The sequence below is a fragment of the Paenibacillus oceani genome, assembly GCF_014705615.1.
Classification (GTDB): domain Bacteria; phylum Bacillota; class Bacilli; order Paenibacillales; family NBRC-103111; genus Paenibacillus_AB; species Paenibacillus_AB oceani.
Genome location: NZ_JACXJA010000020.1, coordinates 92,438 through 105,431, shown reverse-complemented (window position 1 = coordinate 105,431; position 12,994 = coordinate 92,438). Strand labels below are relative to the sequence as shown.

Sequence of the window (12,994 nt, the reverse complement as noted above, 5' to 3'; positions counted from 1 at the left end):
CGCGGTACCACCCTTGTTAAGACGAGCCGTTCGGCTTCGGCATCATCCGCTAATCGGCAGATGCCCGCATCCGCCGCGTGAAGCAGCCGGATTCCGTAAGGCGAAGTCGTCTTCGCTTTGCCGGGTTAACGGCCCGGGACCGGTTCCCTCTACTTGCCCGTCCGCCTATATCCGGTGCGCGAATCGCGCCGTCTGGCGGAAGGTTTCAAAGGACTGCTCGGGAGCGAACTTCGGCAGCCTGATTCCATAGGAGCACTCTCAATCTCCGGCGCTCCCTCCCTGTAAGAAGGCGTCTGCTTACTTTTCTCCGTCGTCGCATTTGCATATGTCCGTCTTCACCTTGCGTGCAAGGGAAAGTCGCATTTAACTCGTATTATATGCAATATTGTGCAAAGTTGCAAGGCGGGAGCCAAATCACAGGCCACGTCTTGTTATACGTTCAGCACGGCGTCCGGTTCCCTGCCTCTCTCCGCGGCCATTTGCCTGCACATTCCGTCGGGCGCCTTGCCGTATTTGCGCGTGCAGTATCGAATGAAGGAATCGATGCCGGCGACTGCTTACCGTTATCCATATTAACCGGTGATCAGATCGTCCATGTTTTTTGCAAGAGATGTCCATATGCTTTCACATCTGGCGGGAGTACACTTACGGGTACAAGCTAAACTTTGTTTGTCCTCATTCACCTTAGGAACCAGCATAATCGGAAAGGACATCCTCCTATGAAGGCGACCACGCGCATTTACTTAGATGCTATGTTGCAAAACATTAAAAGCGTCGCGTTTTTCACCTTTCTCGGCGTGCTGATCGCTCGTCTGGGAGCCTCCGACTTCGAAATCGCCTTGTCGAACTCGCTCCCGGCTTTGTTTTGCGCCCTGTCTCTAGCTTTTCTGACCCGCCAGCTGCCGGTGACGCGCGGCGTGTTTTTGACGAGCGGCTACATCCGCCAGTTCGCCTTTATCTGCATGGCGCTTTCCATCCTGCTGCCGAATCCGATCCCGGTGCTGCTCGTATTTTGGAGCATCAACGCCGTATCCGTCATCGTCACCTCCGCCCAGCAGCCGGCGATATTGCGCCGCATTATCGAGCCGGACCAGTTCCCCTCCTTGTTCAGCCGGATCAAGGTGATCGCACTGTTCGTCACGACGACCGGAGGGCTGCTGATCGGTTTTGCGCTGGATGCTACCGATTCCTATTTTCCATACAATTATGTCGTCTCGATGCTGGTCGGCTGCTTGTCCACATTTGCCGGGATGTCGCTGATCGCCGGTCTTGCCCCGAGGGAGAAGACGAAAATCAAACTTCAGCCGATCCGGCTGTTCCGGGAGTGCGACCGCAACATCTGGTGGATGGCGGTCAACAATGCGGGAATTTATATGACCCCTCCGCTGTTTACGATCTACCACGTCAAAATGTTGCACTTAAGCAACTCGCAGATCGCCTTTTTCGTCGTCACATCCGGCATCCTGTCGGCAGTCTCGCTTCCGTTCGTCCGCCGTCTGATGGAACGGTTCGGCACGGTGCGCATCTACCGCGCCGCCCTGCTCGGGATGATCGTAAGCGTGCTGCCCTACGGGTTAATCGACCGGTACTGGCTGCTTGCCGCTGCGCAGGCATGGACGGGCTTCATGCTGGCGGTAAGCGAGGTGACGACGCAAACGATGATGATGGAAGAAGCCGGGAAGCACAAAGCCGAAATGGCCTACTTCTCCGACTTCCAGCTCGTGATGCAGTTAGGTATGGCGGCCGGCCCTCTAATCGCAGGCGCTATGCTGTCCGTTATGCCTTTGTGGGCATGCTTCGCTCTGATCGCGCTGCTGCGCTTCGGATTTCTCCTCTCTCGTCCTCTGTTTCCCGATAAGAGAAACCAGACGGTAGAGGAAGGGGATAACGTGAGGCTGGCTGCCAGGTAGCTGATTCGTTTCGCACCTACCGTCCTTCAGCAGCATCTTTAACAGTGAAAAAAGTAAAAACGGTCGAACCCTCCAATCCAAGGGTTGACCGTTTTCTCATTTCTTGTGTATCGTGTACGTTACTCGCCGCTCTCCCGGTCCCCGTACCAATCGATCGTCTCCGCCCAGTCAAAATGGCCGTAATAATCGGGAGCGACATCCATCTTCCCGATCCACTCCCGTTCACCGGAGCCGTCTGGTCCGCTGATCCAGACCGAAGACGTGTCGCGATTTGTGCGAATCCAAGACAAATACCGCGATGCCGGGATATACACCGGTCGGTAATCGCCGTACGCCCCTTGCAGAGAAGGTAGGGCAGCGGACGTACCGTCCTGCACGTCGACCCGTGCCAGAAACGGCTGCGGCGCACCCGGCTGAGGTGTCGCGCCTCCGCCCGCGCTTTCCTGAAATCGGGATACGACGATATACCGGCTATCCTCCCACACCGGGTCGCGGTCGGCAAAGCCTTGGGGCGTATAAACCGACTGCTTGCGAAATGGCGGGCGTTCGACAGTCAGCTTCTTGCCTGCCGTCGCATCACGACCGTTGCCTGCAATCAAGGCGAGCAGATCTCCCCTAGGCGACCACGCGACCCAATCGTCATAGTTTAGCATTTCGCCAGCCGGAATGATCTTCCTGCCGTTCCAGTACATGACGCACAGTGTGTTGCTGTCGGCCGACAGCGAGGCGGTCGGTACAGCTATGAACGAGATCCATTTCCGATCGGCCGACCATTTAAATTTGCTTGTCCTCACGGCAAAAAACGATTTGGACTGGCTTGGAAGCCGGACGACCAGCCTTGCCTTCTGCATCTCCTTCCCGTAGACGAACGGCACTTCGTAGATGGATAAATCCGACCATCCGTCCGGCAGCAGTTGTGCCCCCGTGGAAACAAGAAACCCGCTTCCGTCCGGCAGCCAGGAGTAGCTGCCTACGCCGAGCGCCGCATTTTGAAACTTCTCATCATCCGCTTTGGCCACATCTGTTACTTGAAGCACTTCTCCGTCTTGAAAAGCGAGCAGATTGGCGACCGGCGACCACTCGTAGCTTATTCCGCTGCCGACCTCGATTCGCTTGCCAGACGCCGGATGAAGCAGTCGAATGGTCCGTTCCCCGGACGTATAGGCCAGCCAATGCCCGTCCGGAGACCAGAGCGGCTGATGGGCTTGCTCTCCCTCCGTTAGCCGGCGCTCCCGTTCACCCGACTGCAGCCATAAATCGCCTTGCCGCAAAAACGCTGCTTTCAAGGGAACTTCCCCATCACTGGGAAGCTCTGCCCGCACGACCGACTTGGACTCTCTGGAACCGACGTACGCGGCCGACATTCCGAACAACGTCCCAACGAGGACTACAGCTGCTGTAAACAGCTGCACGGCTCTCCGAAACCGTTTTTGATCTATCATCGATTATCCCTCCTGCAAACCGCCCTTATCGTTTACCAAAATGATCCTTTTTAGTATCCTCGGGAGGGCGATTATTATACGGAAGGGGGATCAGTCTGACCAATCACCAGTCAATCGTTCGGCATATTGCTGCAGCGCCTCGGCCGCTACAGCTGAGATTAGGCCCTGCTGCAGCACCGATGGATCCCGAATATAAGCAAGAAAATCGTCCAGGTACATGTGCGCGGTTTCTTGCTGGCCTTGCGTAAGCAGCAGACCAATGATGTCCAGCCTGTATATAAGCTGTCCGGCCAGTACGCTCTGAATGTCGCGGCTCTCCGTATAACGATTCACCAGCCCGCTCATCCCCGCAATGGTAGCCGGAGAGTTGGTTACGGGAGGAGCAAGGATACGCTCCGATGAAAGCGGGATACGGAAAGGACGGCCGACCGCCACATCGTATAAGTAACCTTGGCTGAAATCCGACGTATCTGCAAATGAGCGAACCAGCGTCACGTCGCCGGTCGACAACCGGTAGAGGCTGTCTCCGAGCGGGATAATATCCTTAATCTCATACGCCGCATTGCGAACTCCGTCGTTGTCGATAAATATCCATTTGCCGATCAAGCTTTGCTCGTACGCTCCGTATACGGACATCTGTACATCGATATAATTGCTTACCGACAATCCGCGGGAAAAGTCGACTACCGTCCCCGTCACTCGGGGGACCGCAGCTTCGAACGGAGTCGCAGTAATCGGCGCGATATAGGAACCGTCGTGCACATAACCGTATATTTCTTCGCCGCCTTCCTCGGAATAGACGCCGAAGAATCCTCGGAACCGGATCTTGCCGTCGATCTCATACTCTTTGTCCGGATCGAGTGAATACACGACATAGTCCGTCCGTCCGTTTGCCAGCAATACCTTGACCGCCCTCACATCAGGCGAATCGATGACGACTCCGCCATGGCGCACGACAACACTGTTGATCGACTGGATAAAGCGGCTTCCCTTGTAAGGTTCGATCACCGCCGTAAACAAGCTGTTCAAATTAGCACCGCTGCGCTTCCCGATGAAGTACCGAATCTTCTCGGGGTTGCCCGGCTTATTGTCCGGCGGCAATCCGTCAGCCAGCGCGGCTTCGTCCAGCTCGCCGATCATCGTTAGCCTGAGGTGCGTATCGGTCGGGGCATGTGCCCCTTGGCCGTATATATTCCAAGTATCGCGTACATTCCAATCTACACTGAACTGCGGCTGCGGCTGGGAGTCTCGTTCCACATTTTTCAGCCAGTGGAACCCGCTTCCCGTGTAGCCTTTGCCTTGCGTAATGCCAGCAGCCGGTCCAAACGGAACGTCCGCTCCGGCATAAGAACCAACGGGGCTGCCAAGACCGTCATTTTGGGGGATCAGATTCAAGCCGTAGGCAGCCACTTCCCCTTCCATCGAGTGGAAGCTGTACCGGTGATCGGTTCCGCCCTGTACACGGAAGAAATCGACCGCATAAGAGAACTCGCTGTTTGCCTGAATCATCGCCGTCGTTCGCCGGTACATCGACGTCTGCGGATACACGAGCGGGGCTTCCACATCGATCAGCTTTACCCGTCCGTCCCCGTCATAATGTTTCGGCTGTGCGCCATCCTGAAGCTGCTGCTTTGTTTGATCGACCACCACCGTATTATGACTGATCGTATTGATCATCCACTGGTGACGGTGCGTATCGACCGCATCGGCATATTTGGGATAACCCAGGTCTGGCGCTATATCGAGACCGAAAGCATGCATGCCCAGATTCAGCGTGTCACTATGTCCGTGTATCCGGCTTGTGCCATAGTACATCCATAACCCACGTTGCGTATCCTCAGCTTCCTGATCGGGCGGGTTGTTCGCTTCGGAAGTATCCAGCAAGCGAAGCTCGGTCACACCCATCTTGTAGTTAGATGAGGACGGAGATTTCCCGGCATTGTGGAAGGAGATTACGTGAGTTCCTGCAGGCAACGTCATCTCGGCTAGCGTCTCCAACTCCTTATCGGAGCCGAAGAAATCGATTTGCTTTACCCACTCATTGTTGATTCGCACATCGTATATTCCGTACGAATTCGCGCGGAAAGGGCGAAAATCGACCCTATAAGTCCCGCCGGTCTCTATCGGAAACGCGAAAGCGATCGAATGGCCCGGATCGTTTGCTTCCAGTTGAATGGTGGATGACGCTTCAAAATAACGGTATACGGCGCTCGATACGGTTACTTGAAGATCCGGAAACAGCATACGGATACCGCTCCCCGTCTGCGACGACTGGCGGACACCATCACGCAGAGCAGCAAAGCCGGTGCCGGACAAGTTCGTGCTGTCCGCTTCATAAGGACCGTACTCCTCAATTACAGCCTGAATATCTGCACGTATCGCATCCGGATCGCCCGAGAAGATGTCGCCGTGCACAGAGGACAGTTTATTACCGTTCAAGAAATACGCCAGCTGCGCATAGACCGGATCCCGGTATACTTCGAACGCACGGATCATCTGGTCCTTGTACAAGATTAGACGCGGATTGCCTGTGTAAGCCGAGTCTCCGATCGATGGCGTATACCGGTCCAACATCATAAGTTCGTGCATCGCACCGAACATTTTACGGAACTTCACATTTTCGTATAAGTCGCCCTCCGGGTACTTATCGTATCCGCGCAGTATGTCAGCCGCCTCCAGATACGTCATCAGCCAGCCCGCATTATAACTCGGGGCCCCTTCGTTGCCGTGTCCGTCACGGTCGACGGTATTGACGAGTCCGTTCAGAATGTTGCCGCCGGTCAAACGAAGCGGATTTCGCAAAACCTCACCGGTCCGGAAGTTGAAATCGAGCCATTCTCTCGTTTCCGGCAGCGTATCGTGAACGACGGCCGCCATAGCGAGCGCACTTTGATGGAACCCGGTATTGCCGAAAATGCTCATATTTTTTACCGCCGGATACACTTGCCTCAAGATGCCGTCCTCTACGTTTTTACGCAAGCCGGTGACCGTATTTTTAAATGAAAGCTTGTATTGCTGGCCTTTAGCCGACAGAAAATCAATGACGTCGTCCATCACTGTAATATCGTCCATTGCCGGGAAAAACGCGTCGTAAGCGCTAATGAAATGCTTGACCAGCTCCGTTTCCCAAATCGAGCCGACCGCCTTCCCCTTAGCATTGTTCATATCCGAATGCCAAAATATTTTGCGGTCGAACTTGCTCAGATCCAGTGACGGATAGACGTCCGCGATCCGGTCCAACAGGACGATTCCAGCCTGGGCATACCGTTTGTCCCCTGTGTATAGGTAAGCATCCCGCAGCGACGTTATCGCGTCTTGAACGATTCCCGTCTTGCCCCACCATAAATAAAAGTGAGTATAGTAGGCGATAAACGTGTAAGCATTCCCGTTCTCGTCATACCAGCCGTACCCGTCATCGACACCCCATGTCGGCCCCCGCTCCGGGTACAATTCATTGACAAGCAGGCTGCGATCTGCCAGTTCAGGCCGGAATATGCCCCGTTCATCCAACCCGCTGGCATAATAAGCGCCGAAGTCGTTCGTCGGAAACTTATAGCCGCTGCTCGGATCGGTAAGCTTCCAAGGCTCGTTTACCGGATCGGCGACGTACGGATAGTTGCCCCACTTGTCGATTTCAAGTCCGGTAATCGGACTGCCAAGCGGCTGATTGACCGCATAACTTCTCGGCACCGTCTGTGGCGGAACACTGATCCAAAGAAACTCCCATCCGAGCGCTACATAATTGTCCGCCTTGGCTACCGCAGTATCCCTTATACTTCTCGCCCAATCATACGAAGCCGCATTAGCCCTCGCATTGGTTACCTTCGCTGGCGTATAGATCGTGCTTCTCGTCTTGTCACTCGTCATATGGAACGGTTCGACCTGAATCGTCCTGCTGCCCGTACGCGTCACTCCGTCCAAGTATACCGTCGCCGTCATAGTAGCCGTTCCTTGGGCGACGGCTTCTATTAATCCCGTGGCCGACACGAATCTCAGCACATTCGGATTATCGCTGCCGTACTGAATCGATGCCTGCCGCAAATCGGCGGGTGATCCGTCATTCATCGTGGCAGCTACGTTCGCATTTACATACTGCCCCGCCATAATCTGTTGGGCATCCGCAGACAGCTGCACATCGGCTAGCGCCGGCAGCGGCACCAATTGGAAGTTTCGCAAATACAAGTACAAATGATAAGTGCCGGAAGTTGGCCACAACACTCCCTTTTTGCCCGCGAATTCAAGTACATGATGCCCTTGGGTCAAATAGAGTTGCTCCGCTAACACGACTTCAGCCGGTATAACCGCGGTCGGTGAATAAAAACTGAAATCGGAAACAAGCAGCTGTCCGTCAATTAATATATCCGTATAACCACCCAGAATGTTAAACCGATAAGGAGTCAGCCGCAAATCGTAACGCCCCTCCTCGGGCACATAGAAACGAATTTTCATAAATTCGCCATTAGCCGGTTCTACCGCCGAGTTTCGGATCATCTGGAACGTATTCGCGTCCATCCTCATGTCGGACGGATAGGTCTCCAGTAATCGCCAGTTGGGATCGGCGGGATTGGAGGTCAAGCCTGAGAATGGATAGGTAACTTTTTGCAAAGCCGCTTCAGCCTTCTCCGGAAGGAATGCCGCCACACTAAGCAAAAACACCGATAGGGCAGCAACTGTACCCAGAAAACCTTTCACTATCGTTCACTCCCTCTCATTACGAGCTTATTGTAAAAAAAACCGCCGGAAATTGGACAAAGTAATTGTCTAGTCTCCAGCGGTGCCTGCACTTCTTATTGTTATTTGCCTTGAGCATCCATGACCTGTTTATCGAGCTGTTCTGCCGCCTCACGCATCACCGTATTCAGATCGATGCCCTCAAGCATATGCTTTTGAAATGCGCTCTGGAATACATTCTGAGCGTTCCGCACATAAGGCGTGTAGTTCATCGCCGGAGCCGGCTGTTTCGGGAACATCGCTGCAACGTTCTTACCTTTGAATTTTGGCATATCTTGTCCGTATTGCTTCTTAATCGCCTCATCCTTCAGTACAGTCGCATAGCCTTTCCGGTTATGCGGAATCTGGAACTCGTCCGAGCTCAAGAAGGCGATAATGTCGAAAGCCGCTTCCTTGTGCTTACTGATCCCCGATACGTACCAGTAGTTCGGATACACCTGCGGCCCCTTGCCCGGAGCGTTTTTATAACTCGGCACAGAGACAACGTCCCAGTTCATCGTTTCCGGAGGCGTTCCTCCGCTATAGTTCGTATACATCGCTACCCGCGATTCTTTCTCGAATGCTGCTCGGCTTTTCGCCACATCGAGCTCGTCAGCCTTATACGCAAGACCCGAGGCTTTGTATATGTCCACGATACTTTGCATAAATTGCTTCCACGGCTCGGAAGTGAAATTCGACTTCATCGTCACTGGATCGATCGGATCGAGTCCTAGCTGATTTGTCGCCATTTGCGCCCCTGGGCCGGTGACATACCCGTAATACTGGACGCCGTCCTCAAGCCGTGTCATTTTTTTCGACAGTTCCGCCAGTTCATCCCAAGTCATTCCCTCTTTTGGATACGGCTGACCGAATTTGTCAAACAAATCTTTGTTGTAGAACAATCCCGACGTCGCCGTCCATACCGGCAGACCGTACAGTTTACCGCCGCTAAGCTTGCGCTGCAACTCTACGATCGATGGTTCAAGCTTGTTAAGATCGTACTTGCGCGATTGGATCAGTCCGGTAATATCGTATTGCAGCTTATAGTCGATGACGTTCGTAAAAATTCCTTCAACAGATCCATACAAAATGTCGATTGGCGTATTGGAGCCAATCAGTTCGGGGATTCCCGTTCCCTTGCCGTTGACTACGACTTTCAAATTTACGTGAGGAAATTTGCTTCGGATCGCCTCCCCGTACTGCTTGTTAAAAGCGTCCTCTGTCGTTCTGTTAATACTGAATACAGTAATGTCCACCGGCTCGGGCGGTTTCGGCTGCTTGACTTCCGCGTCGGCGGCGCCTCCGCTTGGTCCTGGCTCCGCCGATTTCTGTCCTGCTGCGCATGCTGTCAAAGCGATCGTAAGAAATGCGCACATAACACCCTTCATCAAAACGGTTTTATTCATCTTCCTCTAGACCCCTTTCCAATCGTAAGCTTGCTTTCGAATTCCATCGCCCCAGCATCACGTCCGAGTTTTTCCTCCTTGTAAGCCTGTCCGCATTAGGGTTGATCCTCTGTCATTGAACAGCTTATAATGACTGCATATCCATGATCATGTTGGAATATGAAGTAAGACGTTGTAAGCGTTTTCGACTATAGTGCACACCACACTCGTCTGACTTCGTACCCATTTCACGCCAAAACATGCTGCGACAGGAGATATCATGGGGACTTTCAGCGTAGTGAACCTCACCACACATTCAAGTATAAGCTTTGTATAGGAAATGCTGTATGTCAGCGTTTGTCAGGTTTATAACAAATTTTGTTCTCAACATTAGGGGGGGGAGCGGATCATGTACGATGAGCGTATTCCTTATCAGGACGCTATGCTGTGCATCAAAGTGAATCAACATATGAAAATCCGAGAGCCTCTGCTCCGGTTGTGGCACTATCATCGTGAATTGGAATGGCTGTACATTCAGGAGGGGAGCCTTCAAATACGCGTGCAGGAGCAGGTATACACATTGGGGCCAGGGGGCGTTTTGTTAGTCGGCTCGTCCCAGCCGCATGCCACTTGGACCGTTGTATCGGAAAAGGTTATTTATTTGACCTTGCATTTCGATTTGAATGCTTATTCCGACCCGTCCGTCATGCTTTATTACCGGACACTTTATGAGATCGACGGCCCCCTCAGCCGGTTTAACGAGCAGTTCCACACTGTGCCCCAACTGCGGGAAGACATAGGCCGAGCGATTAGCGGCATATACCATGAAATGCACTGCAGGCGAAGAGGCAGCGAGGTAGCGATCGGCCTGTACGTCAAGCAGCTGCTGCTTTCTGTCCTTCGCAGCGAAAGCGAGGAAGAGGGGGAGAATCGCGAGCTGCCGCCCGCCTCCAATCTGCGCCAAGTATTCGACTATGTCGAACGGCATTTGTCCGATAAAATCGAAATGGACACGATTAGTAAAATGACAAACATGAGCTATCATTATTTCTCGAAATATTTCAAAAAAACGATCGGATTGTCGTTCGTCCAATATGTCAACATTCAAAGAATCAAAAAAGCAGAGCGGCTGCTTCTCACTGAACAGGCCAAAATTACAGAAATTGCTGAAAAAGTCGGCATAACGAACATGACTCATTTTTATCAGCTATTCAAGCGCTACAACCGCTGTTCCCCGAAGGAATATGCGCTGCGGCTCACCACTAACGCAGACAAGCTAAGTCCCTCCTCCGCGCCAACTTCGTGATATAACGTTACACTCCCCCTTTCCCCGCCAACTCTTTTAGAAAAGCTTCTCTTCTTTCGAATGAAGGGAACGGGATCGGGCTCCAGCCGCTACCCCGAAGTTTAGCGATCAACTTCACTAGACTCGATCGCTCGACGCTTCTGATTGCGGTACTCCCGGGCTGACAGACCGGTCACCTCTCTAAACACTCTGGTAAACGTGCGAATATGCGAGAAGCCAACATCAAGGGCTATGTCGTGTACGGACATCCGGGTCCTGACCAGAAGACTGGTCGCTCTTTTGATTCGCAAGGCGTGCAAATAATCGATAAAATTTTGCCCCACCTGTTCTTTGAATAGCTGGCTGATGTACGGAACGCTAAAACTGAATTTCTCGGATAACACTTTTAGACATAACGCCTCCTTATAATGAACATGAACGTATTGCACCATTTCTTTTATACTGTTAGCCGTTACTGGATCGCGAATCGTCTGGCCATCCTTGAGCTTCGGATTAATGTGGTCCATACGGGTTCTTATGATGTACACAATCGCCTCGATCAATTTGGTGCGGATATACGAATGTTTGCTGAAGGCCGTGCCCCGATATTCCATGTAAAGCAGCTCCAAAATCTGTCCGACACGCTTTGATTGCTCAGCATTCAAATCATAATGGGATGGAAGCTGAGTTCCCGTTTTTAGCAAGTAGTTCTTGAACACCGCATCGTACGGCGAATCGAAAATAAAGTTCATGTCAAACATACAGCAATACAACCGAATCGGAGCGTTTCCTTCCGTATGAATTTCATGAACATGATGCGGCAGCAAAACGGATACCGTACCCGGCTGCATACGATGACGCTTCCCATTCACGATCTCGGTTCCGGTTCCTTCATATACAAGGGACAGTTCCATAAAGTCATGATAGTGAAGGGGACATAAACCGTAAATCCTATTTTTGTTAATAAAAAAAGGAAGACGATCAATTTCGGCATGATCTGCAATCAACACATCTTGAAAAATCGGGTACATGGGCAAATGCAACCTCCTTGGATGCCGATTTGCTTCGTTTATACAGGACCGGGTTGGGATGGAATTCCGATAATAATGACCCATTCGAAATAAAAAATGAAATATGTAATTATACCATAATTGTTATATTGAGGATGCATCAATAATACAAGATCAAGAGGGGGGTCGCTTGCATGGACAAACCGGACTTTGTATGAGGTTATTCGCTGGCCCCAATCGTCGTATCGTTTATCCAGTCGCGAATCGATTGCCGCTTGAGGTCTCGGTATTCGCTGGCCGGGATGCCGATCGTTTCACGAAACACCCGGGAAAAGGTGCTTATGTGCTCAAATCCCGCATCAATCGATATTTCCAGTATCGACATATTCGTCATTGCCAGAAGACTCAGTGCTCTTTTAATTCGAAGTGCGTGCAAATAATCAATAAAATTTTGGCTGGTCTGTTCTTTAAATAGACGGCTAATGTAAGGAATGCTTAGCCCAAATTCGGTAGACAACGCTTTCAAATTTATCGATTTTCGATAATTCAAATGAAGGTACTGTACAATCTCTACGATTTTACCAGTCGCGTTCAGATCGGAAATCAGCTGAGGGTCGTTGTGATTCAGCTCATAAGGCAACCGGGTCCGCAAGATCACGATAAGCATCTCGATCAGCTTGCCACGAATCAGCGTGTATTTCCCGAATTCCAATCCGTTATACTCCTCGAGCAGTTCATCCAAGATCCGTTTCACGTCCGATGTTTGAGACGAATTTAGCTTATAGTGCGAGGGGAGCAGCGTTCCTGTCTTTAATACATACCTGCCTACCACAGAGTCGAAAGAGGAACCGAACAAAAGATTCATATCGAACATGCAGCAGTATAATTGCATTGGCACTTTCGAGTTGTTTTGAAATTCATGGATATGATGGGGCAACAAAATGGAGACGGTACCGGGCTGTAAAAGATGACTCTTGCCGTTTACGTTCTCGTACCCATACCCTTCCACGACGAAGGAAAGCTCCATGCAATCATGATGGTGCAGCGGATAGAAACGTTTTATCGAATTTTTTGAGATAACGAACGCAAGCTGCTGCTCTTCCGAATCGGATACCGTTGACACATCTTCATACCACGGATACAGGGCCATTTCGTTGCCTCCTTCTCTCCGGCTCTATCTTTATTATACTCGGCGTCCCATGAATTGAATATTGGTACGTAATCTGCTTTTCGAGAAGTTCCAGTCTAAACG

7 protein-coding genes are annotated in these 12,994 nt (G+C 51.7%); 2 read left to right on the top strand and 5 right to left on the bottom strand.

Features of this window, described 5'->3' with window-relative positions; genetic code table 11:
- Positions 1 to 719 precede the first annotated feature (719 nt).
- On the top strand, positions 720 to 1,910 hold the full coding sequence (locus tag IDH45_RS16045) for an MFS transporter (RefSeq protein WP_190929136.1): 1,191 nt from the start codon (positions 720 to 722) through the stop codon (positions 1,908 to 1,910).
- A 119-nt stretch (positions 1,911 to 2,029) separates the two neighbouring features.
- Here IDH45_RS16045 and IDH45_RS16040 read toward each other — a convergent pair whose 3' ends face one another.
- The 3 genes from IDH45_RS16040 to IDH45_RS16030 form a co-directional block, all read right to left on the bottom strand.
- Positions 2,030 to 3,352, bottom strand: a complete 1,323-nt coding sequence (locus IDH45_RS16040) for a WD40 repeat domain-containing protein (RefSeq protein ID WP_190929135.1) — start codon at positions 3,350 to 3,352, stop codon at positions 2,030 to 2,032.
- Between the two features lie 90 nt (positions 3,353 to 3,442).
- Entirely contained in the window at positions 3,443 to 8,044 is a 4,602-nt protein-coding gene (locus tag IDH45_RS34985) for an FIMAH domain-containing protein (protein ID WP_190929134.1), read from the bottom strand.
- A 101-nt stretch (positions 8,045 to 8,145) separates the two neighbouring features.
- Positions 8,146 to 9,468: an ABC transporter substrate-binding protein gene (locus tag IDH45_RS16030; RefSeq protein ID WP_190929133.1), complete on the bottom strand. Its 1,323-nt coding sequence runs from the start codon at positions 9,466 to 9,468 to the stop codon at positions 8,146 to 8,148.
- A gap of 388 nt (positions 9,469 to 9,856) precedes the next feature.
- Here IDH45_RS16030 and IDH45_RS16025 point away from each other — a divergent pair, with 388 nt between their 5' ends.
- Positions 9,857 to 10,753 carry a helix-turn-helix domain-containing protein gene (locus IDH45_RS16025; RefSeq protein ID WP_190929132.1) on the top strand — a complete coding sequence of 299 codons (897 nt, stop codon included), beginning with the start codon at positions 9,857 to 9,859 and terminating at the stop codon, positions 10,751 to 10,753.
- Between the two features lie 101 nt (positions 10,754 to 10,854).
- Here IDH45_RS16025 and IDH45_RS16020 read toward each other — a convergent pair whose 3' ends face one another.
- Entirely contained in the window at positions 10,855 to 11,763 is a 909-nt protein-coding gene (locus IDH45_RS16020) for an AraC family transcriptional regulator (protein WP_190929131.1), read from the bottom strand.
- 199 nt (positions 11,764 to 11,962) lie between these two features.
- Positions 11,963 to 12,892 (bottom strand): AraC family transcriptional regulator, encoded by a 930-nt coding sequence (locus IDH45_RS16015; protein WP_190929130.1) that lies wholly within the window; start codon positions 12,890 to 12,892, stop codon positions 11,963 to 11,965.
- Positions 12,893 to 12,994: the final 102 nt, after the last annotated feature.